At 35.1% G+C, this 24,744-nt stretch carries 18 protein-coding genes; 3 read left to right on the forward strand and 15 right to left on the reverse strand.

Features of this window, described 5'->3' with window-relative positions; translation table 11 throughout:
• Positions 1–21: 21 nt before the first annotated feature.
• The 12 genes from BFU36_RS07190 to BFU36_RS07245 all read right to left on the reverse strand — a co-directional run bounded on the left by BFU36_RS07190 (position 22) and on the right by BFU36_RS07245 (position 15,544).
• Positions 22–822 (reverse strand): ABC transporter ATP-binding protein, encoded by an 801-nt coding sequence (locus BFU36_RS07190; protein WP_069282974.1) that lies wholly within the window; start codon positions 820–822, stop codon positions 22–24.
• Positions 815–1,810 carry an ABC transporter ATP-binding protein gene (locus BFU36_RS07195; RefSeq protein WP_069282975.1) on the reverse strand — a complete coding sequence of 332 codons (996 nt, stop codon included), beginning with the start codon at positions 1,808–1,810 and terminating at the stop codon, positions 815–817. The genes BFU36_RS07190 and BFU36_RS07195 overlap by 8 nt, the downstream gene beginning before the upstream one ends.
• A complete protein-coding gene (locus tag BFU36_RS07200; RefSeq protein ID WP_409349238.1) occupies positions 1,798–2,775 on the reverse strand; it encodes an ABC transporter permease in 978 nt (325 codons plus the stop codon). Before BFU36_RS07200 ends, BFU36_RS07195 begins: the two co-directional genes overlap by 13 nt.
• Entirely contained in the window at positions 2,762–3,793 is a 1,032-nt protein-coding gene (locus BFU36_RS07205) for an ABC transporter permease (RefSeq protein WP_069282979.1), read from the reverse strand. Before BFU36_RS07205 ends, BFU36_RS07200 begins: the two co-directional genes overlap by 14 nt.
• A 159-nt stretch (positions 3,794–3,952) precedes the next feature.
• Positions 3,953–5,725 (reverse strand): hypothetical protein, encoded by a 1,773-nt coding sequence (locus BFU36_RS07210; RefSeq protein WP_069284654.1) that lies wholly within the window; start codon positions 5,723–5,725, stop codon positions 3,953–3,955.
• Between the two features lie 340 nt (positions 5,726–6,065).
• Complete coding sequence (locus tag BFU36_RS07215) at positions 6,066–7,913, reverse strand: ABC transporter ATP-binding protein (RefSeq protein ID WP_069282981.1); 1,848 nt, start codon at positions 7,911–7,913, stop codon at positions 6,066–6,068.
• On the reverse strand, positions 7,913–8,854 hold the full coding sequence (locus BFU36_RS07220; protein ID WP_069282983.1) for an ABC transporter permease: 942 nt from the start codon (positions 8,852–8,854) through the stop codon (positions 7,913–7,915). The genes BFU36_RS07215 and BFU36_RS07220 overlap by 1 nt, the downstream gene beginning before the upstream one ends.
• On the reverse strand, positions 8,851–9,879 hold the full coding sequence (locus BFU36_RS07225) for an ABC transporter permease (protein ID WP_069284655.1): 1,029 nt from the start codon (positions 9,877–9,879) through the stop codon (positions 8,851–8,853). Before BFU36_RS07225 ends, BFU36_RS07220 begins: the two co-directional genes overlap by 4 nt.
• 77 nt (positions 9,880–9,956) lie before the next feature.
• A complete protein-coding gene (locus tag BFU36_RS07230) occupies positions 9,957–12,299 on the reverse strand; it encodes an ABC transporter substrate-binding protein (protein WP_069282984.1) in 2,343 nt (780 codons plus the stop codon).
• A gap of 380 nt (positions 12,300–12,679) precedes the next feature.
• Positions 12,680–13,357 (reverse strand): sugar phosphate isomerase/epimerase, encoded by a 678-nt coding sequence (locus tag BFU36_RS07235; protein WP_069282986.1) that lies wholly within the window; start codon positions 13,355–13,357, stop codon positions 12,680–12,682.
• Between the two features lie 427 nt (positions 13,358–13,784).
• Positions 13,785–14,840, reverse strand: coding sequence for a Gfo/Idh/MocA family protein (locus tag BFU36_RS07240; RefSeq protein WP_069282988.1), 1,056 nt, complete (start codon positions 14,838–14,840; stop codon positions 13,785–13,787).
• Positions 14,841–15,034: 194 nt separating this feature from the next.
• Entirely contained in the window at positions 15,035–15,544 is a 510-nt protein-coding gene (locus tag BFU36_RS07245) for a cupin domain-containing protein (protein WP_083216363.1), read from the reverse strand.
• A gap of 256 nt (positions 15,545–15,800) precedes the next feature.
• On the opposite strand from BFU36_RS07245, the gene BFU36_RS07250 reads away from it, so the two are divergent.
• On the forward strand, positions 15,801–17,891 hold the full coding sequence (locus tag BFU36_RS07250; protein ID WP_069282996.1) for a glycoside hydrolase family 31 protein: 2,091 nt from the start codon (positions 15,801–15,803) through the stop codon (positions 17,889–17,891).
• Here the strand turns inward: BFU36_RS07250 and BFU36_RS07255 are convergent.
• Both BFU36_RS07255 and BFU36_RS07260 read right to left on the reverse strand, forming a co-directional pair.
• Entirely contained in the window at positions 17,884–18,765 is an 882-nt protein-coding gene (locus BFU36_RS07255) for a dihydrodipicolinate synthase family protein (RefSeq protein WP_069282998.1), read from the reverse strand. The two genes, BFU36_RS07250 and BFU36_RS07255, sit on opposite strands and share 8 nt — an antisense overlap.
• Positions 18,766–18,786: 21 nt before the next feature.
• The gene (locus BFU36_RS07260; protein ID WP_069283000.1) at positions 18,787–19,986 is read right to left on the reverse strand and encodes an enolase C-terminal domain-like protein; all 1,200 of its coding nucleotides are present in this window, start codon (positions 19,984–19,986) and stop codon (positions 18,787–18,789) included.
• A 98-nt stretch (positions 19,987–20,084) separates the two neighbouring features.
• Here BFU36_RS07260 and BFU36_RS07265 point away from each other — a divergent pair, with 98 nt between their 5' ends.
• Positions 20,085–21,548 carry a DUF2139 domain-containing protein gene (locus BFU36_RS07265; protein WP_083216364.1) on the forward strand — a complete coding sequence of 488 codons (1,464 nt, stop codon included), beginning with the start codon at positions 20,085–20,087 and terminating at the stop codon, positions 21,546–21,548.
• A gap of 176 nt (positions 21,549–21,724) precedes the next feature.
• Entirely contained in the window at positions 21,725–22,825 is a 1,101-nt protein-coding gene (locus BFU36_RS07270; protein WP_069283002.1) for a glucose 1-dehydrogenase, read from the forward strand.
• Positions 22,826–22,840: 15 nt separating this feature from the next.
• Here the strand turns inward: BFU36_RS07270 and BFU36_RS07275 are convergent, their stop codons facing one another.
• Positions 22,841–24,301 (reverse strand): APC family permease, encoded by a 1,461-nt coding sequence (locus BFU36_RS07275; protein WP_069283004.1) that lies wholly within the window; start codon positions 24,299–24,301, stop codon positions 22,841–22,843.
• Between the last annotated feature and the right edge of the window lie 443 nt (positions 24,302–24,744).

Genomic DNA, 24,744 nt, shown 5'->3' on the forward strand with positions numbered 1-24,744 from the left:
ATCAATAAAAAATTAATCTAATCATTCAATTCTTTTGTAAGGATCTGGGACGGACTCTATAAGTAACCTAGTATACTCGTCTTTAGGATGGGATAATACAGTTTCTACATCACCTTCATCCACTATTCTACCTTGTTTTACTACATAAACCCTATCTGCTACGTAACCTATTGTAGCTATGTCGTGAGTTATATACATAATTGATATACCTTTTTCATCTCTTAACTGCTTAAATAATTCTAGTAGAGATGCCCTAATTGAGGCATCAACATTAGATACTGGCTCATCCGCAATTATAACCTTAGGGTTAAGTGCTAGTACTCTTGCCAAATATACTCTTTGTCTTTGTCCTCCAGATAATTGAAAGGGATACTTATCTAAGAAATCTGATGGGGGAGTGAGAGCTACTTCTTTTAATAACTCTTTTATTTTCTCATCCATATCACCCTCGTAGCCATAGATCTTTAGTGGTCTTTCCAAGTGCCATCTCACTGTGTGAGCAGGGTCTAATGAGGAATACGGATCTTGAAAGACTAGTTGAACCTCAGCTCTATATTTTTTCAATTGTTTCTTGTTCATCCTAACAACATCTAAATTCATCGGATGATAGATTATTTGTCCTTTAGTGGGCTTTAACAAGCCTACTATCATCCACGCAATTACTGTCTTACCACCCCCGCTCCCTCCAACCATGCCTACTATCTCATTGCTTCTAATTTCCATATTTACGTCCCATATGCCTGGTCTATGCTCTTTTTGAAATATATTTTTTCTTACTATAAAATCCTTATATATGTGGATTAATTCTATTAATTTACTCATAAGCCTTTTTCACCTCATTTCTCCACTCTGGATATCTATGACATTTATAATACCCGAAAGAATCATATTTAACTGTCTCAGGCTGACTATCCTTACAAGTTATTGTCGCGAAGGGGCACCGATACGAAAATACACATCCTTTAGGATACCTTATAAATCCTTCAAAATCACCTGAAATCCTAGGCAACTTTTTACCCCTAGCTCTAATCGTAGGTATACTATTAAGTAAAAGGTAAGTATAAGGATGATAAGCTTCTTCGAGTAACGTGTTGTATTTGCCATATTCTACTATTTGACCTCCATACATAACCGCTATGTAGTCAGATATTTGAAATAGCATTGCGATATCATGGCTTATAATAACTAAAGTTAAATTTCTCTCTTTTTGCAGCTTCTTTATAAGTCTGAGTATTTCATACTGAACTACTACATCTAAGCCAGTAGTTGGCTCATCCATTATAACTATTTCAGGATTCAGAAGAAGTGAAATTGCTATTACAACCCTTTGTTTCATACCTCCAGAAAGCTGGAACGGGTACATATCTAATATTTGCTTATCAGAAAGACCAACGTCCTCTAAAGCTTTGTAAATCATGCTTAGATTATTGTAGTAATCCATCCCTTTCGACTTAAGTATATCAGCAAAGGTTTCCTTTACCTTTCGTATTGGATTTAGAGAGTTTTGGGCAGCTTGAGGAACATAGGAGATTATCTTACCTCTAATCTGGTTTAATTCAATATCATCTAAATTAAATATTTTGTATTTTTCGTTTATTATCACATCACCGGACTCTACTATCATTGGAGGGCTGACGAATCCCATTACAGCAGTAGCTAGAGTAGATTTACCAGAACCAGATTCCCCAGCTATGCCAGTTATTTTATTTCTAGGAATATCTATACTTACGTTCCTCAACACTCTAATGAGTCCATAATCTGATAAATAGCCTACACTCAAGTTTTTTACTGATATACTTACTTCGTCCATTCTATAACCTCCTCCTCCTTTCTTCTTTTCTTAATTTCACTTAACATCTTCTTATACTTCTTATTATCTACCCTTAATCTAGGATTAGCTACCCGATCGATCCCAATATTTATCAATGCGAACGAGAGGGCAACCAAACCTATCATCAATCCAGGTGGAATGTACCACCACCATAAACCTCTTAAATAAGCTTCTCCTCCCAGTGACCAATAGAGCAATGTTCCCCAATTTACTTGAGTTAAGCTTCCTAAACCAAAATAATATATAAAAGTGAATCCAGCTATTCCGTAAATTGCAGTGAAGAAGAAATTAGAAGCTATAAAGGGTAAATTGTTTGGTATTATTTGTCTAACAACTATGCTAAGTTTAGATTCTCCTATAAGCTCTGAAGACAGTATATATTCCCTTCTCCTCAACGGTAAAACTAACGATCTGAGAACTCTAGCCCCCCACGCCCAGCCTGTAGTAGATAAAGCTATTAAAATCGTGATATAACCTAACTTTATCTGCTCAGCTCCTAAGTAAGCCCCTATTAGTTCAATAATTAATATGCCTGGTATTACTAAGAATATTTGTGTAATACCACTTAATATTCTGTCCACTAACGTATCAGCATATAATCCAGCAGATATACCTATAAAAATTGAAATAAGAGTTCCTATCAAGCCCGTAAGTAAGCCTACTCCTATAACTGGGAAACCTCCAACTAATAGTTGAGAAAACACATCATGTCCATAATCATCAGTTCCTAACCAATGTTTAGGTGAAGGAGGAAGATCCCTAGGGAATTGCGTAGAATTAGGATTATAAGGAGTCCAAAAAACCCCTATTAAACAAAATATTATTATTGCTAATAAGATGTACATCCCTACCCTAGCAACTTTCTGTTCCCAAATGCCTTGTAATAAGCTGTAAAACGGACTATATTTATTTATTTTAAACCTTCTCATTTTACTCTCCCTCAGTTTCCTCTTTACTTGTTCTAGGATCTATGATTCCATAAATTATATCCGCTACGAAATTGCTTAACACCATAGCAGTTACTAACATAAAAAATATTCCATTTAATAACGGATAATCAAGACCCGTAATCGCTTGATTGAAGAAATATCCTAGTCCAGCATAATTAAACAAATACTCTATAGCTACAGCCCCTAAAACGGAATATCCTAAGGCGATTGAAAAACTGGTAAAATTAGGTAATAAGGCTAATCTGTATGCTTTACTCGAAATTACTCTTTCCGGAACACCCATTAACCTATAATAATTCATATAATCCTCTTGCAATATAGGAATCATATTATTTCTCATGCCTATTATCCACCCTGCAAGTGAAAACAACACTAGGGTTAAAACTGGTAATATGGCATGATATATAACGGACCATATAAAAGGTAGTGAAAATGTAGGCTTTAGAAATATAAATGTATTGTATTGCCCGCCGGTAGGGAAAATATGAAGATCTACTGCCAGAAATTCTATTAAGATTTCCCCTGTCACAAACACCGGGAAAGTATATAAGAACATGGTACCACCTAGAATTACGTAATCTCTAATGCCTCCCCTATGTAAGGCTGCTGATCTACCCAATAGATTACCTATGAAGAAAGCTGCGACCACCGCTGGTATTACAATCATGAATGTCCATGGAGCAGCCTCTGCGATTATTTTACCTACTGAGATGGGGAACTCAGTCAACGAGGGTCCAAAATTTAATCTTATTATGTCCTTTAAGAAGTCGAAATATTGTATATAAAGTGGAGTATGATAATATTGGGATAAACCTAGTTGTTGTACCAATGTCTCAATTTCTTGCTGGACGTTTTGCCCATATGCAGAAAGATTACCTCCTATTCTTCCATATATTATAGTACCCAGAACGTTCCCTGGAATAAGCCTAGGAAGTATGAAATCCAAAGAGATTCCGATAAACCAAATAATAACATAGTATATACCTCTTTTTATTATGTAGTCCTTCCTCATTATTCTTCCTAATATTTCATAAATAATTAGGAGTATAAAAGCATTATTTTAATTAATAATGTAAAGATGGTTAGATGAATTATATAAGTCTAGTCGATATTATGTTTAAACTTCTCTTAAAGTTTATAAATATGTATACAAAACATTAGTAAAATTCCCTTACTCTCGTTTCAGCTGTATATCAATAAAATTTCCCTTAGGTACCCTGACTTTGTTGAGTTGATTATCTGTTTTCACGTTAGCTAAATTATCCCTGATCCTAAACTTGATTTCGATATCGTAGTCATTCATGTTTAAGACTATAACTCTTTTATCGTATGGAATAAGACATACATTAAATAATGGCATATCACTTTCGAGAGTGAATCCTAAATAATCGTAAACTATATCCCTCATAGTTTGTCTGACTATCTCCGGGTAATACTCCACGAGATAAGGGGTGTACTTAGTTAAAGATAGCAAATAAACTATGGAATTATCATATGCTATTTTATGTAATACCGGGTAACTCCTATTACCGTCAGTAGCATATAAAAGTATTTCCTCTTTTCCCTTATAATCTACTATTGGACCGACTGGAAATCCAATTTGTCTTCGGTGATCCATAGAGTAAAATTTGTCTCCTTTGATGAACGCCTTAACATGAATAACATCATCGACCAATTCTAAACCATCTATATAACCTCCTTTAGCTATTACTTCTGTAGCTGATGAAGTCAAAATTAAACTAACTTTTTTTCTTACTAAATCAAATATATCTCCTTGCCTAATCCACTTATCTGTAATTAATACATAGTCTCCTTCATTAAAGTTATTAGATGGTAGCAAAGGTATACCAATCATTCCTAAATAATCCTCAATATATCTGTCAGAACTGTTGGAATAGATTGGTTGAGTAACAGGCACTTTAATACCTGACAAATTCCCTTTTAGCTTATTTCTCAAATCTATTACCCCCTTTAGTTTACTCTTTAGCTCTGCTGTAAGTTCATTATAATATCCCAATAATGAACCTGCGTGAAATAATGTTACTTCCCTAGTAAGGCTTAATAGACTGAGCAGAGCTTGTTCTAAATATGACTTGACGGCAGTTGGAATACTCCAATTGAATCCATTCCCTTGATCAAACCATACTCCCAGTAACTTATCTCCAACTAATGCTTTAACGAAATTAGCAATAAAGAAAGAACCATATCTCCCCGTCCCTTCTCTCGACTCAGTTCCTACATAGATACTATCAAACATTTCCTTTAATTTATTAAGAAAAAGCCCTCTATGATAAAAGTCCTCTCTCCACTCTGGCAATTTAAGGGTTATTTTCACTCTAGGATTTACTCTTCTAGATACGTCGACGACGTATTTCTTAGAGACATCCAAGAGCAATTCAGTCGAATATACTGCCCATAGACTACTTATCATGGCATCTCCTTTTCTTATACTCTCTATCAGCCTTTCCTTGGTTAATGAAAAACCAAATCTCTCGTTAAATAACTCTACATCATGATCAGAATAGCACCAATTCGACCAAAAATCATCTATAATAATTTCATCAAATATTGTAGCTTGTTGACTCATAACTTTACCTACCAACTCTTTATTCTTATCATCTGATATACAGATTACGTTAAAGCCCAACGATCTCTTTTCTCCCCACCCTTCGCCCCAAGTACCTATAGCAACACCTCCTGCTACTTCAAATTCCTTCTCGAATAGATGTTTAACCTTACTCATTTCATCTGTTGAAAGTAAATAACCATCCCTATAATTCTCTAAGTATATTTTTGTAATGTTCATCTCCTTTAATAAGCTACTAATTTTATTTCTAGTCATTACATCACGTAGCACTCTTTCTACATCAAATGCAGTGAAGTACGTAGCTAATTTTAGGTCCATAACTACTATTAATATTAGAGTTAAAGAATCTTCTATCATTATCATGCTTTACCTTTAAGATACTTGTTTTTAATTTCAAGAAATCATCAGATTGTACAAGTATAAAGGAGGTGATATATACTAAACCTGTTCTAGAACACTGAAATGATATAAACATTAGTTAAATAGTAGAACTTAATACACGAGAAATCCTCGATTAGTCAAGATTATATCGATATGTATGATCTTCTGTAATATAAGGAATATAGTCAAGGTTATACATTACCTAGATGTTTAACTTTATTTTTAATACGTTTATCATAAGAGTTACATAATAATATAAGGAAATTTATATAACAATTTATAAAATATTTGAATAAATAAGTTAATAAAAAAGTTTTTATATTCTCTTGTACGGATCAGGCACAGCACTAATCAGTTCCTTAGTATATTCATGGTTTGGATTTTTGACGATATCCCATACGTTTCCGCTCTCGACTATTTTCCCTTTGTATATAACCATCATCTCATCTGCAACATATGATACAGTAGCTATATCATGAGTAATATATAATATGCTCATGCCCAGTTTCTTAAAATTCTTCAAAAGATTTAGGATTCCTGCTCTAACTGACGCATCTAACATCGATACCGGTTCATCAGCTATTAGAACCTTAGGCTCTACGCTTATAGCTCTAGCTATTGCCACTCTCTGTCTCTCTCCCCCGGACAACTCATGAGGATATTTACCTAAGTACTTCTCCGGAGGCTTTAGTCCAACAGTCTTCAATATTTCCCCTATCTTAGATTCTAACTCACTCTTATTCCTTACTTTTTTGTGAAGTAACAATGGTCTCTCTATATGCCATTTCACGGTATGTCTAGGATCTAATGAGGAATAAGGGTCTTGGAATATCATCTGAACTCTTGATCTATAATATATGCTTCTCCTCTTAGAAGTTGAGGAAAAGTCTTTATCCTCTAGGTATATCTTTCCACTTGTTTGCTCCTCTATACCAGCTAATACTCTCGCAATAGTTGACTTACCATGTCCACTTCCACCCACTAAGGCTATAATCTTCCCTTTTTTAAGTTGAAAAGATACTCCATTAACGGCATAAAGCGGTTCTTTACTAACCAACCCTTTACTAACCATGAAGACTTTAGTTAAATTTTCAACACGAAGAATTATACTGGCATCGTTGCTTTCAGTTTCTACCTTAAGACTTCCTCCCTCCTCGCTATAGTATTCTGGAGGGACAGGTAAGGAGTTTAAATCGACACTATTATTTTGCTGTGGAATGTAACACCTAGAGAAATGACTACCATTTACATTCAATAGTCTAGGTCTCTCCATCTTACAAGTTTCGAAGTGAAATGGACATCTATCATAAAATCTACATGAGTTCGGAACGTTATTAACCAATACGGGTGGGTTACCCGGTATAGCAAATAGCTTATCTCTCACATTGATTAATGACGGTACGCTTTTTAATAATAATAATGAGTATGGGTGTTTAGGAGAATTAAGTATCTGGTCTCTAGAACCGATTTCTACTATTTCTCCTCCATACATTATTCCTACCCTATCAGCTATCATCATCATTAAGGGTAAGTCATGTGATATAATCATTATTGATATACCTAATTTTCTTTGTATTTCCTTGATATCCTTTAACATGTTGTATTGGACTATTACATCTAATCCAGTGGTCGGCTCATCCAGTATTACCAGTTTAGGATCCAGCAATAGAGACGTTGCTATCACAGCTCTTTGCCTCATTCCTCCGGATAATTCATGAGGGTACATGTTAAGTACACTGCTTGGTAATCTAACCAATTCTAATTTCTCCTTAATAACCTTATCAGCCTCACTTCCGATTATACCATGTTCTTCCAATGCCCTCCTCATAAAATCGCCTATTTTCATAACGGGATTTAAAGCGTCCATAGCATATTGGGGAACCAATGAGATCTCCTTCATTCTTACTTCTCTAATATCGTCATAACTTAGTTTCAATATATCTCTACCGTTAAATATTACTTCACCGAAAAACACCTTTCCTGGAAACTTTAAAACACCATAAATTGCTGATGCTAGTGTGCTTTTCCCGGATCCCGACTCTCCTACTATCGCAAATATCTCGTTTTCGTAAACGTCAAAGGACGCACCAGTAACTGCTAGGACTACTCCAAAAGGTGCGTAATATCCTACTACAAGGTTCTTTACAGACAATACTGAATTCATCACTTTTCGACCTCCTCTCTAGTAACAACTATATTAACTACCTTCTCATCTGTTGGTATAGGAACTTCAATTTTCTCAGTAGTGAATTTCATCTTTCTCAGCCTAGGATCAGAAATTTCATCAAGACCTACTATTAGAAATCCTATACCTATTGCCATTACAACTATTGGTAGTATTGCTCCTAAGATCCACCACCAATCTCCTATTAAATAAGCAGATCCAGACGCTATCAGAGATAGCATAGTACCTAAGTTTTCCGTGGTCACGGGAATGACTCCCCAAAACTCTGCTGTAGTCAGTGACAGAACTCCGTACAACGTCCCAAACAAGAATTGCCCCATAGTTAATGGTACAATTGGAGGTAGAATTTGTTGGAACATAATCCTCCATGACTTCTCCCCTATCAATTTAGAAGCTATAATATACTCCCTATTCGATAACGACAAAACTTGGGCTCTCATTACTTTTGCTCCCCAAGCCCAACCGGTTATTGCTAATGCGAACACAACCACGTCATAACCAATCACTGAACTAGCTGATTGAAAATAGGCTCCTAATAATATTAAGATTAATACACCGGGTATTGCCAAGGCTAATATCGTAGCAACGTCAATTATTACACCCGTCCTCCTAGCTCCATAATATCCTCCTAAGATTCCTATTGCTGTTGATATCAGCGTTGTTAATGCGCCAATGCCTAATCCAACTAATAATGTGGGCAAAGTTGAAACTAGCATAACAGAAAAAACATCATGTCCAAATGTATCTGTACCCAATAAATGTTGTGAAGAAGGTGGTAAATTTGGTGTAAATGTAGCGGTAGGGGGATATGGTGTCCAAAAATGCCCAATAATGCCTAAGATTAAATCAGCTATTAAAATCGAGAATCCTACCGTAGTAAATGCATTTGTAAATATATATTTTTTAATTTTTGAACTCATCCTTGACCACCTCTCACTCTCGGATCAAGTAAACCATAAACTATCTCTATAATAGCTAAGGATATTATTAGCATAACAACAATGATCAAGAATATACCTTGTAGTAATGGTAAATCTCTATCGAGAAGGGCATTCCCTAGATAATACCCAGTTCCCGGTACTGCTAATAAACCTTCTATAGTTAGGGCACTGCTTATTCCAAAACCTACAGTTATGCTAAAGTTCGTAATATTGGGTAACATAGAGTTCCTTGATACAAACTTCCTTATTGTTGACCTCTTAAAGCCCAATATTTCCGCATAATTGACGTAATTATCCCTCAATGTATGAACCATGGTGTTTCTCATTCCGAAATAAAATCCAGGCATCAAAGAGACAATGAAACCTATCATTGGTATAATATAAAAGTTAATCAAATTCAAAATGCCTTTGGGCGTAAGTGAAACGCCAGGAAAAGATATCATGACCAGCTTCAAGTTTACTGAAAACGCTAGCTCTAGATACATAATTATAACGAAAGCCGGAATAGTAATTAAGATAGCTGAAATCACGTCAGCGAGAGTTCCAGACTTAGTTCCTCTTCTTATAGCGAATATCGAACCTAACCATGAGCCTAAGAAATAAGCAGATATAGAGGCTATAAGAGCTTCACCTAAAGTAATTCCTATAGACGAAGATATGATATGAATTACACTTAGCGGATAATATGTTATTGAGACTCCTAAATTTCCAGTAAAAATTCCTTTAAGATAATGAAAATACTCAACGTACCAAGGTTGAGGTAGAAGACCAAACTCTGCTTCTAATTGATGAATTTCTTGTGAAAGTTGGGCAACTGACGCCCCTCCTGCAGCAGTGCTTGAAGATAATCCAGCTTCAGCTCCGGAGAGTGCAGCTATAAGTGTTGAAAGTGCATTACCCGGAATAAGCCTGGTAAGGAAGAAATTTATAGTAATTGCAATGAAAAATACTATAAAATATGTTATAATCTTATAGATTAAAAATTTTATAGTTCTTAAGTTCAAATCATTCACCCTACTAAATTTGTAAATAGATAAAAAATGATATTAACTTAAAATCTGTTATCTTTATTGTCATCTTTTTATCTCCTTCTTAAAGCCAATACTACTCCTATAATTATTATTATTATCACTACCACGGCTATAGCTACGTAAAGCCCAGTATTGCTACTACTGGTAACTGTGGAAGTCGTAGTTACGGTAGTTGGGCTAGTTGTCGTGACCGTGCTCGTTGTGGTACTCACTGAGGTCGTGGTAACAGTGCTTGTCGAAGACGATACACTAGTAACAGTACTGGTTGTAGTGACAGTGCTAACTCCTAACATTGCCAATAAGGAAGGCGGTGTTGCCGTAGATGCCTTACCATATAGAAATGCTAGTACATCGCTCCAAGCTTGTTGAGTAAAGTTCAATGCTTGTTGATTCGTCATTCCCGGAGGTCTAGGGGCTATATTCCATATTATGGGTTCAGCTGGATTGGCGGCATTCCCAACATATACGTTTAGCCAGTACATATATTGAGGAGTAGAGAATCCTATATAATATTGATCTTCCCACTCCTCAAACGGCCATTCAGTTGTCGTAAAGGGTATCACTGGAGTGTTGTTCATTATTATTTGAGCCATCTGATCGTATATTTGTCTAAGTTGTGTGACATTATTAGTCTCACCAGCTTGTATGTATAAGTTGATTAATTGCTGTGGTGGAATCCATCTTTCCCAATCAGAGAGAAGAGTTGTACTCTTCAAAATCGCTGTTATGTTTGCTACGTATACTATAGTACTGTTATTTAATAATGAACTATTTTCTGCCCTTAGCTGAGGTAAGTTTAATAAATATTCTTGTGCTGCAGTTAAATTGGCTATCAGTGTTCCATTAGGCAGTCTTATCTCTGTGTTATTGAGGGCAGTTATATTCGCTGCATATTTACCATTCGATAATTGCACTATAGAAACTAGCGGTGGTATAACTAAGAACCCCCATACAGTATAAGGAGATAGCCAACTATCGTCTCCATACCAATAAGCTAGCTCATAATTTCCTGCCTCCATATAAGATGGTAGTGTAGAAGGACTAACTGAAACTACTTGTACTTGCAAACCTAATTCTGTTTGCATTTCTTGAGCGAAAGCATACGCTTGAGCATATACATCAGACCAGTCTACGAAATTATACAAGGTTACTGGGGGTAATGGCGTACCATTTGGAAAAGATAGTTTACCATTAATAATCTTTAATCCATGTTGTTGCAATATCTGTAAAGCTTCAGAAACATTAGGATGGATGAAGCCTTGTTGATAAATTTGAGGGGATAGCCAATTCTGTGCCATAATTGGCGGCAAATACCACGATGTTGGATAGGGAACCGCTCCATTAGGTAAATAACCTGTTGCAACGTCAGATAACTGGGTCATATTAAGGGCTAATGCTATAGCCATTCTGAACCATGTTTGATTCCAAGGCCAATAGTTTAGTTTTTGATTGTTAATATACAAATACCAGTTATTTCCACCAGTACCATTTGGAAATCCCATCATTGCGTGATAATATTGAGGATTTTTATCTATAAATAATGATTCAAGAGGTGTCGGTCCATTGCTACCTGAAGAGGCCCATTGTAATTGTCCCTCAGCTAACATTGAGTAAACTTGTGGATTATAGATTCCATAAACCTTTATTTCTGGTAAGAATGGTCTGCCAGGGATCCAATACACTGGATTTCTATAATATATCAGTAAGTTGGTACTTTGGCTAGCTAAATAATATGGTCCCGTTCCTATGGGGACTGGTATTACTGCATTAGCCGGATTTGAAGAGTTTAGCAAAGGAGCGTATTGTTCCCATGGTACTATGTATTGCCCAGATAAAATAGTATATAATGCATAGGGAATATTGGGAGTAGTGAAATTAAATATTACTTCGTAAGGGTTAGGTGAACTCATAGTAATTTGGAAGGGGTTTCCAAACACCTTAAAGTACAGCTCGAAGGTTACTATTACGTCTTTAGCAGTGAAAGGCCACTCAATTACTTGCTGTGTCCCATTATATGTCCCATTATAATAGAAGTACACTCCTTGTCTTAAATACACTATTAATTCATGATAATTATCTGCGAATGTCCAATTAGTGGCTAATATTGGAAGTAATTGTCCCGTATATTGTTCAGCATCAGCTAATTGCTCTAACACGAATGCCATCATGTGATAATTATCTCCATACCTAACTGAGGGTGAAAAAACATTCCAGTTTCCTTGAACGAAAGGACCGTCACCATTAGCTATACTAAACACTGGATAGTTAGAAGCATACGAAAATGTTGGTTGAGGATTAGGAGTTGGCTGCGCAATACTTACTATTCCTCCTAGGGCTATCATTAATGTCAAAAGTAGTATAGGTATCGTTTCTAAAAACCTACTTTTATGCATAGGCACTTTTTATAAAAGATAGTAAATAACTCATTACGTTAACTTGTTAACCAGATTGATGAAATAAGCAAAATTATGCAACCAATCAAAAATCTAAAACTAATTATATAAAATTTTACATCAGTATTTGTTTCTACTTAATCTTTGTTGTCTTCAAATGCATGTATGAATTACATTTCATGCGGTTAACTTAACCTTAAACAGTGGGAAGGATAGAAAGATTTTCATGTTATTATAAGAATTTATATCGTTCATTTTCCTTGATCTATAATACAGGAAAAATCTACTAATTGAACACTAGTTGAAATCCCATTTAAATTCATCATTGTTCACCTTGTAAGTATTAATAGGCTTTCCTAGTCATAGAGCACATAGAAGCTTCACATTGACATTAAAAACTCTAATGACTTTTTAATTCCGTTCACGGGATCATCTAGCTCGTATTCTATCATAATTGGTATATCCAGCTCTTTGGCTTTCTTCATTACGTCTTTAATGTTAAGAACTCCCTTACCAATAATAACATCACTACCATTCTCATTCACGTCTTTAAGATGAATTTCTAATATTCTTTTACCTAACTTCTCAATAGCCTCTAATGGATTTTCTCCGTATCTTGCTAAGTGGGCTAGATCTAGACACATGCCTATTCTTGAGTCTAGATTCTCCACTTTCTCATAAATCTTCTTATACGATCCCCATCTGTGATTAGGACCATGATTGTGTATTGCTACCTTTATATTATATTCCTTAACTAAATCATTTATTTTAGGTAAGGTCTCTTCATCTGGGTCAGCTGTTAAGATTTCAATTTCTACACTATTTGCAAAATCAAATAATTCTTTCAATCCCTTTTCACTCATTCGATTAACTCCATGTGAGATTAACTTTATCCCAAATTTTTTATGTATATTGAGGGCTATTCCTACATTTTCCGCTTTTGGTTCCAAATGTCTAGGATATGCCTCTACATACTTAAATCCTAAATTAGAAATAACTTCTAATGCTTTTTCATAACTTAGGTTTCTTAATGAGTAACTTTGAACTCCTAATATCATCGACCAAAACTATCAGGAAAACAATTTAAAGTTTTTCTGTCCTATTCGTTTATGTGTTAAAAATTAAATAATCCATATTTTCATAATATAGTGATAATAATGTAACTCAAAATAGTTTTATTTAAAAAGTTACCCTTTACTTGTTAACCTTTCTATAAAAATAGTGTAAGCGTATACTTCCTTAAACCAAGATGTCATATAATGTAAGCTCAGCACTTGTATAGTTTCGCTTTAAATTAAAATAGATATTTTATTTTTCAGATAGCCCTATATGGATAAGTTATACGTGAATCTCGAAGAATTTAATTCTGTTATTTTCAATTAAGTTATGGTGAATTCCTAATTGTATAATACCATTTTACAAGTCCCAATTAATGTACTAAAAATATTTCAAATTTTAATCCTAATAATATCGTAAGAAAAACCATTAAATTACTATATCAAAGTTTAACGGTAACCTAACAACCTCTCTTTTTGCTGAAGAGAGATAAATTGCCTTAATTAATTCTAGGCTTTTTATTCCATCCTCTCCATTTATAGGGAAATCATCATTTTCCTCATATCTCTTAAGGAAATCTCTAAATAATTCCTTATGTAAGTCTATATTTTGACTTAGTGTATCAGAAGATTTACCGATTAGCTCTTCTTTTGTTATTCCCTCAATTTTAATTGAGCTAATTTTCCTATCCGTAATTTCTATGAAACCACTAGTCCCGTTTATCCTGATCTTTCTATATTGGCTATCCTTAGGGATAAAGGAGACCGTTTGAGCCATAACTCCTAATGCCTTACTCTTAAACTTAAATATAGATACCGCGTTATCCTCAACCTCTATAGATGGATGAGTTAAAGTATCAACGAATCCAGAAACCTCCTCTATTTCCCCTCCAAACCATAACAAGAGGTCAATAGTATGAATGCCTTGATTAGTTAATACTCCACCACCCTCCGTGTTCCACATGCCACGCCAACTTCTGGCAATCTCATCTTTTTTATAATACTCCTTTTCATCACGATACCACTTCAACTCAGCTTCTAACAGATATACCTTACCCAATTTTTCGATTAATTCATACCTCACTCTTTTGATGTCTGGGGAATATCTCTCTTGAAATATTACACCCAATCTTACTCCATTTCTATTAGCTCTCTTAATCATTTCTTTAGCTCCAGCTAAAGTAGTAGCCATCGGCTTCTCTGTTATTACGCTCTTTCCATACTCAAACGCTTGTATTGCTTGGGGTGAGTGAAGATAAGAGGGAGTAGCAAGAGTAATTATATCAACTTGTGGATTCCTTAAAGCTGAGTCGAGAGAAGAGAATGCTATAACATCATATTGTTTAGCTATCTCCTCTGCTAAGGTGCTTATTTGATCCACTACACCTATCAGCTTAACGTTACTATTTTCCTTCTCTAATTCTTTTAGCGCCCTAATGTGGACTTTACCTATATTTCCCAATCCTACAACTACAACTCCGATCATGTTCGTAGATTAGAGATTATGGAATTTAAGGCTTATCTTTAACACTTTAATAAGCCAATCTAGTACAAGTCTTAAGCCTTTCCTAATAGGGCATAATTAAATTCCTCCCCATTGACAAGTCTTTCATTATTTAGTATAGTTTAGACATGAAATTTTACACCTTATTTCTATAAAATAAGGAGAAAAATACTTATCTATATACTATCTAACCTAATTGTAATTATAGGCAATAGTACTCCTAGCATCTTTAATAACGTTCTTAACTCTTTATCATCATTAGCCCTATAGGCTTTTAGACTACCTATTGTAGCCCAAGTGTTATCATATTCATTATCACTTACTTTCTCTAACCACTCTATATTTTTACCATCTTTCTTCTCTTGAATTGCTATGTGAGTCATTGATAATGTTGGTGATGCTCCATGCCAGTGTCTTTGTCCGGGAGGGGTCCAAATCACGTCACCCTCTTTAATCTCTACAGCCTCTTCTCCTTCTGCCTTTATTATACCCTTACCATTTGTTACTATCAATAATTGACCTAGGGGATGGTAATGCCATGCTGTTCTTGCTCTCGGCTCAAATGTGACTAATGACGCGGAGATCATGGCAGGTGGTTCGGCATCATATAGCATTTCTATTTTTACATTACCGCTGAAGTGTTGCTCTTCTCCTCTTCTCACTTGTCTAGACCTTATTACCCGCATGCTTACCTAATTTAGAAGTTTTCGAAACTCTGTTATAAAGTTTTGTAAATAAGGCTCAGAATTTATATTAAGGAACTTAGTCAACATTCTGTTTTATCTAAGAGATTTGATTTATATATTTCAGCATATATTTAAAATCTACTATAACAGTTTATACTTACTATGTTTAAGTATGATATTGATTTCCATTAATTCGTTACTCTAAAAATTTTTGCAATACTTAAGTCTTATATATTTCTTGATTTAACGCACTATCATGGAACCTAAAGTAGAATACTATGATTCAAATATAGCGAGAATAACTTATGGGAATAGGAAAGATTCTAGCTTAATAATTAGAAGCAAGCAGATAAAAAACGAAATTCAAGAAGTTAAAGTGACTTATGATGGGGTATCCAAAAAATTGCTCTTTACTGATCCTAATGGTAAAACTCTCTTAAAGGAGGTCAATAGGGCTATAATACCAGTAAATATATTAGGTGAACCTACAAATCACATAGAACAAGAATTTGAATTATCGAAAGATGAGGCAATATATGGGTTTGGACAACACGCAGGAGGAAACGGACTAGGTCAATCATTCGGGTTATTCAATTATAGGGGTTCTACAATAATCTTATCTCAGAGAAATACGGACATAGGAATACCCTTCATGGTCTCAAGTAAAGGTTATGGAATTTTATGGGATAATTATTCAATGATGCTTATAAATAATAGAGACGATAAGTTAAGGATCTGGTTTGAAGCTGGAGATGCCTTAGACTACTATTTCATCTACGGACCAGAATTGGATAGAGTAATTGCTAGCTATAGAAGACTAACTGGAGACGCGCCTTTACTTCCAAAATGGGCTTATGGATATTGGCAATCGAAGGAAAGATATGCCTCACAAAATGAGTTATTAAATACTTTAGAGGAATTTAAAAAAAGAAACATACCTATAGACGTTATAGTTCTAGACTGGAGATATTGGGGCAGGTATGGATGGAATGCATTTAAATTCGATGAAAACGATTTCCCTGATCCTGAAGGGATGATAAATCAAGTACATGAGAAGAAATGTAGGTTAGTTATTTCCATTTGGCCTACGTTTGGAAAGGAAACTGAAATCTACAAGGAATTTGAGAGTAAGGGTTGCATAATACAAAACACTACTGCATTTAATCCTTTCAAAGATGAGTGTAGAAAGCTGTTTTGGGAGCATATAAAGAAGAGTTTTTTCGACATTGGTGTAGATGGTTATTGGTTAGACGCGTCAGAACCGGAAACAGGCTATGGTCTCTTGTTCTATTCTCCTTTACATGACGCTAAAGTTAATGAAAACTATGGTTTCAAGTACTTAAATGCTTTTCCGTTAATGGAAACTAGGGCAGTTTATGAAGGACAGAGAGCGGTCAGCAATAAAAGAGTTGTCATTTTGACTAGATCTTCTTTTGCGGGTCAGCAAGCTAGTTCAGCAATCAGTTGGTCTGGAGACATTTTATCTGATTGGGCTACATTAAGGGGACAAATACCAGCCGGGCTGAACTTTTGCCTCTCCGGTATTCCATACTGGACGACTGATATTGGAGGCTTTTTCAGTGGTAATCCAGAGAGTCAAGCTTATAAGGAAATATTCGTTAGATGGTTTCAGTGGGGAGTTTTCTGTCCTATATTTAGAGTTCACGGGACTATATTCCCTAAAGAACCTTGGAGATTTGGAGACTTTGAGAAAATTATAGTAAAATATATTAATTTACGCTATAGATTATTACCCTATATATATTCTCTAGCATGGAAGGTTACTAGTGAAGGATATACAATGATGAGAGCTTTAGTGATGGACTTCAGAGATGATTCGAACGTTTATAATATAGACGATCAGTTCATGTTCGGTCCATACATGTTGATTAGCCCAGTTACGTTACCAGAAGTTACAGAAAGAGAAATCTATTTGCCTAAAGGGAGATGGTATGACTTTTGGACTGGTAGAAAAGTCGAAGGAGGAAGGTGGTTAAAGGTAGATTCGCCTATTGATATAATACCGATTCACGTTAAGGAAGGAGCCATAATACCATTAGCCTCACGAGATAATAGTATAGAGATTAGGGTTTATCCGGGAGGGAAGACAAATTTCTTACTTTACGATGATGACGGTATTACATATAATTATGAAAAAGGTGATTACTCATTAATACCTCTTAATCTGAATAACGATTATCTTACAATTGGGAAGAGAATAGGAGAGTATTCTGTTAATAAAGTTTTTAAAATAGTTTCCGTAAGGGAGGGAATTGGAATTAAGGAAGATAAAGGTGATAAAATTGTAGAATATAATGGCGATGAAATAAAAGTAAAAATTAATTGAATTCAGCTAATATTTTTTGAATGATCTTTAAAGCTTGTTTTCTCTGTTCATCGCTTAATTGTGGTAGAGGCGGTCTCACCACTGAAGATGAGATCAATCCCTTTAATTCAGCTCCTAATTTTGCGAGGTGAGCCATAGTTATCGGAGGTTTGATTATCGACCTATATTCTAATAATAGGTCATATAGTTTAAAAGCCCTCTCGTACTCTCCTCTTACGTAACTCTCGTATATTTTTATAGGTAATGAAGAGAAAGAACCCATAGACGTGGTGAAACCCTTAGCGCCCAATATCATTCCAAGTAATGCTCTCTCCTCTAATCCATCTATCACGTCTATTTTAGAACCCACTAACCTAACAACTTCTTTAAATTCTACTACGTTATATCTAGCTTCTTTTAATGCTTTTATGGAAGGCACTTCTCTAACTAATTCATATATAAGATTAGGCGATAGATCAAAGTTAATCACAGATGGATTATTATAAATCACTATATCCATTTCACATAAAGAACTTACTAATTTAAAATATTCAATAATCCCCTCATGGTTTCCTTTAAGATAATAAGGTGGTGTAAGCATTACTCTCTTCACACCTAAATCACGATATTTTTTGCACAAATTTCCCGTTTCTACGTATGACGTTGATGAGGCACCAGCTATAACTTCTGACTTGTTAACGCTTTTTACAACGTTCTCTACTACTTTTACTCTTTCTTCGATTGATAGAGAAGAAAACTCTCCTGCAGTACCTAAAGGGACTATATATCTCATGTTAACGTTTTCAGCATAACTTATAATATTTCTTAAACCTTGTATGTCTAATTCAAGGTTCTTATTAAATGGGGTTATATTAGTTAGGAAAACTCCTTCCACTCTATAACACCCCTCTCTTCTCTAATGGCAATCACATTTCATGAAGTCCGTCTTAGGAATAGTTGGTATACTTTTACTATCCTTACTCAAGTGATAAACGTATTCTCCACTTTCTTTATATAACGTCTCAAATCTATCTACCTTATTCTCATCGACTTCAATTCCTAATCCTGGATCGTTAGGTACTTTAATTTTTCCATTTTCAATTTTTAACGGTCTCTTTATTATATCACCAGCTAGATGAATGTAGTGAGTATCTATTGCATAGCTTAGGTTAAAAGTGGAGCTAGCAACTTGAACCATAGCTGACAGAGATATTCCAGTTTCACTAGGGCTATGCATACCTAATTCTAAACCAAGTGCCCATAAAGTAGCTGACAATTCCAAATATCCATAAACACCAAACCACCAATGCGGATCCCCTAAAACTATATCTACGCACCTCTTCGTATAAACGTTTTGAATGTCTTCAAATCTAGTCGCAACAGTATTAGTTGCCACGGGGAACTTCGATGCTTCCTTAAACGCTCTTAAGCCTTCACATGTCCACACTGGATCCTCAAAGTATTCTATATTAGCTCCTTCTAAGCTTCTGGAAACGCTTAAGGCCTCAGATAAGTTCCATCCCCCATTAGGATCAACCCTAAACTTAACTTTAGGAATTTCAGTTGCCATCGTCTTTATGGCGTCAATTTCATGCTCAGGCTTGAATACTCCAGCTTTTAGCTTAATAACTCTAAATCCATACTCTTTTACGATATTTTTTACCATTTTCACTAAATCATCAACGCTTATTGTCTCCGGTGTTGCAAATATGTAGCCAGAAGTCTCCACCTCGTCCCTTACCTTACCTCCAAGCAAATCATGTAAGGGTAAGCCTAAAGCTTTCCCTTTAATGTCTAGCAATGCAGTCTCTATAGGGAACCATATCTGAGGTAAGAGTTGATTATAATAAGTTGTCGTTATGGGGGCAGCTACCTTATATCTCAATCTTCTAATATTAAAAGGGTCTTCTCCTATTAATAAATCTTTAAGTTTATCTATTAGGGGAACTAGAGAATAACCACCTCCACCCGTCTCCCCATATCCTACTATTCCCTCATCAGTACTTATCTTAACCAGCGTGAAAACCGTAGTACCAGGATGTTCACCAGCCACTCGTAGCAATCTTCTTTTAAGAGGTAAAGAGATACTTTTCGCTTCTACTTTAGTTATTTTCATAATTATCTATTTTTATACTTCGCAAATAAATGTAAGTGTTAACAAGTTAATAAAGAAACTTTTAGTAGACTGATGATAAAAATAGCAGAGTGATCTATATGAATAATCTAAATTTACGAAAATTTATAACATATGATGAAGTAGGAATGGGACAAAACCAATTCAGATGTTTCTATATGACTTTCCACCCTTCTAATGGGAAGTTAATAATTCATGAAGGACATTCGGGTAAAGTCTATGCTGAAGAAAAGCTAATATACTCTTATGAAGTCTTAGGGAAACTTCCTAAAGCTGGAGGGGATACGCATGGAGCAATTACTAACTCCAAAGACCTAGTATTTTTCGGAGGTTGGCTAAAAGCTCCTCCTGGACTATTGGTTTCGAGTGACAGAACTTTGGTTAAGCAGGACATGAGGGAAAAATACAGCCATATACACGCCATAGATGATAAGGATAGAGTAGAATTATTGTGGAGTAGAAAGTGGGATGATAAGATACCACCTAATCATTGGTATGGAGAAGTAACCGACTTAGTTTATGACGGTCATGAGAATACCTTATATTTCTCTAGGGCTGATGGTCATGCTGAACTAGGACTATGGAAACTAAGCTTAGGCGATAGAAAGGCTGAGTGGATAATTAGAGATAGGACTGTTTATAAATTGGAGATTAAGGATGACAAGATTTTTGGTACTGTGTTCAACCCAGCTCACTTTGAAAATTCATCTATAGTAGTTTATGATATGATAGAAAATAAGTCTAAAATAGTTGAGGAGTTTGAATTTGGAATAAACCTTGATGATAAGATCAAAATTAAACGTGACGGAGGACAAATCGTTCAGCTTCAGAATAAGTTAATATCGTTTTACGGTGGAGCTCTCGTAGTATCTGATCCTTATAAGGATAAACACACTTTATATCCCTTCTTAGAGGTAATTAACAATGAGTCGGAAAGACCTTCTTATATACCCGGATTGAGAACCCAAAAAGTTTACTTGATGGGAATTCCTATCATAGGGGTTAATCCTTCGGAAGGGCTTACAGAACCTACACTTAGGACTACGGTAAGTATGATTTTAAGAGTTGACCCAGTCGTTCCTCAAATAATCTCCATCAGCGGATTTATATCTGGAATAGTGAGCGATGGTTATAACGTATATTTCGGCACATCTTATGCTAATCATTCCCCGGCTTACACTTATAGGAGTGGTGAGGGAAAAATTTACGCCATAAGAACAAGGGAATTAATGTCAAACGCATGGAATGCTATTAGAATATGGATCTTTGATGGAAGTTACGTGAAGGGAAATACTGGCATTAAAGGTTGGTTTGGGGGTATACCACTGAAAGGTTTCACAAATAAGAAGTTGAGAGTTTTTACTGATGAAAGCACTAACCTAAACATCTGTGAATATAACTTATTATCAAAGGTTGTTGAAGATCACATTCACTTAAGAGAGGGATGGAATACAGTAGATCTATCCTCATACTATGATCTTCTAGCCTTCTCTTTTGATGAAAATATCAAAAGAATTAAGATGGAAATAATTTTAGATCCTTGAGAAGTCACAAATATCCAAACTCTAAAGCAAATTATAAGATCATGTAATTATCTCGTTAGATAATTATGGTATTATGCATCGTTTCTATAAAAATTATATAATTGTATCTAATTCTTAAGATTTTTAACTTGTTAGTTATAACGCTTAAAATCTAAAACCTAAAAGAATATAGTTTGATGAGGGCTATCATTGTCAGACCGCCTAAGGCTGGAGTAGAAATAAAAGATGTGAAAGAAGGGGAAGTCGATAATTATGGCAAGGTTAAAATAAGGACGTTATATAATGGAATATGCGGAACTGACAGAGAAATAGTGAATGGTAGACTTTCGCATGCTATATTACCTGAAAATAGAGATTATTTGGTTTTAGGTCATGAGGCTATTGGTGTTGTTGAGGAGTCTTGTTGTGGTTTTTCTCAAGGTGAGTTGGTTATGCCTGTTAATAGGAGGGGTTGTGGTGTTTGCAGGAATTGTTTAGCGGGTAGACCAGATTTCTGCGAAACTGGACGAGCTACAGACTTGGGAACTAAAGGTAAGGATGGTTTTATGCGTGAGTTTTGGTTTGATGATGTTAGGTATCTTGTTAGGGTTCCTAGGGCTTTGGAGGATGTTGGTATTTTGGCTCAGCCTTTGGCTGATGTTGTGAAGAGTGTTGAGGAGATGTTGAGTGTTCAGAGGAGGGTTCCTTTGTGGAGTTGTGATGATGGTACTTTGAATTGTAGGAGGGCTTTGGTTGTTGGTACTGGTCCTATTGGTATTTTGTTTAGTTTAGCCTTGAGGACTGTCGGTTTAGAAGTATGGATGAGCAATATAAGGGAACCATTAATAATAGAGCAAACGTTAATGGAAGAAGCTAAGATCAATTACTACAACTCCTATAAGGGTTATGATGAACTGTTAAAAACACAAGGTAAGTTTGACGTTATAATTGACGCTACTGGAGCTGATGCGTCCTTGCTTGATTCTCTTTTACCGTTGCTGAATAGGAACGGTATTTTAGGCTTATTTGGCTACCCAATTTCCGGCACTTTTTCACTAAATAATAAAGATATTCAAGACATAGTTCATGCTAATAAATTGATAATAGGCATGGTAAATGGTCAAAAGCCTCACTTTGAACAAGCATTGGTTTATTTGGCTTCGTGGAAGACGTTGTACCCAAAATCATCAAAATTGTTAATTACTAAGACAATAAGTATTAACGACGAGAAAGAGGTTTTAAAGGCTTTAAGGGAAAAAGCCGATGGAGAAATAAAAGTAAGAATATCTTGGCTATAGTGGTTTACAATTTTATTATTGTTTGTTGCTTTCGCTAACATTTTTCAGTACCCAGGATTCCCCTAAATCGTTTTTCCTCCATTTATATACTATATAACCAAGCGATCCTATGATTACAGCAGTTGCTAAGATTAGTGCCCCAAAATATGGTTCCGCCAGATCTCCTATTATACCCTCATAGAACGTATATGCGAAAAATACTATGCCTATTACTGGAATTATTAATCCCACTATCCATAGTCTAATCTTAGAATAAGAAATTTCCTTATGCTTCCTAATAAAATTGAATAATCCTACTTCTGGTATGAAGTGATGGAAATACCATATTATCGTACCTATAGTAGCGTCTGTATACCATGTAACAGCTACAGTAGAGGCATTATAGCCATATATAGTAGTCAATACTAGACCTATTACCAAGAATATAATTGACGAAAAAATAACGTATAACATCGTTGCATTCTTAGGGGTTTTTTGTTTAGGATCTAATTTCTTAATCCAGTTATTTTTAATGAAATTATCCCTAGCAAGGCTCCACATTAACCTTCCAGTATATCCTATATCCGCAGACATAGCTATGGTTGATGCTATAAATATAAACATATTAAGAATTAGTAAAGAAAAGAGAGGGAGGTACTTACTCCAGGATACTATCTGAGGAAGTGATGATGAACCTACTGTAGACAGTTGTGAAAGAGGAACAGCCACGGTTTCTGAATATGCTATGAAAGCTATAACAATTGTAGAAATAATAACTGAAACGTATATTGCCTTATATACAGATGTTCTAGAATCTTTAGCCTCCTCACTGAAAAATAAGCTGGTTCCATATCCAACGTATGTATAAAAGCCGACCGTAGCCGTAGCTAAAGCTACTCCGCTGAATCCAGTAGGGCTATTAAGAGGATTAAGATAGTAAAGAGAATTGTATGGAGATCTTATAGTTACGTATATACTAAATATTAACACTACCAACATGCCTAATAATATAGTATAAAAAATAATCTTACTGAGCAAATTTGAATTTAATGTAGCTACAAAATATTCAGCGATTAGAACCATAATTCCTACTACCATCCATACCCAGATAGGAATTAGATAACCTAAGACGTAATAAATGGTATCAGTAATTATCCATCCCATTGCGAAAGCATTGGAGGCTAGCCAGAAGAAACCATAAATCATGTTTAAAAGACCAGTAAATTTGCCCGCAGCTTTTCCAAATCCTAATTCCGCTAATCCATAATAGCCCCCTGCGAATGGTACAATTCTTGTATATTCTATAATAGGCAGTGAGATTATAAGGAACAATATTGCTCCCAAGATTACTGGCCACATTGAGGCTGGTCCCGCATCGTTAATAAACGCCGAAACTTCTATAGGACCGAAAATAGGTAGAATACCTGCTAAACCTATTGCGACTAACCCCCAGAATCCTATTGTATTTTCTTTTAACTTATGATGATCATCATTCATACAACATATTTTGCATACTAACTTGTATTTAAACCTTAGTCTTATGTATTTTTATTAAAACTAAATAAATTATTGTTTAAAATGAAATCATTAAGGAACAATCTATAATAAAAATATGTAAAAAAGCCTGCATCGTATAGTTGAAAATATAATTGCCTTATGATGTTAAAGTTTTTCATTATCAAACGGTATTCTTACAAAATTCTAAATCCATGTAATAGGTTTAGCATTAATTTATGGGAAAAGTCAGAATAATCCAGAAGTCGAAATAAATCAACACAGTATTGAGGCATAAATTATCTTAAACGCTCAGATTGATACATTAGGAACTATATATCTAAAGTAGGCATACGCGATGACATTGTATTACGTATTCCTTAGATTTTAATATATTTTAGAAAAAGATATTAATTGTGAATGATTAAAAATGAAATTAAAGTATT

It is taken from the genome of Sulfolobus sp. A20, from assembly GCF_001719125.1.
Lineage (GTDB): Archaea > Thermoproteota > Thermoprotei_A > Sulfolobales > Sulfolobaceae > Saccharolobus.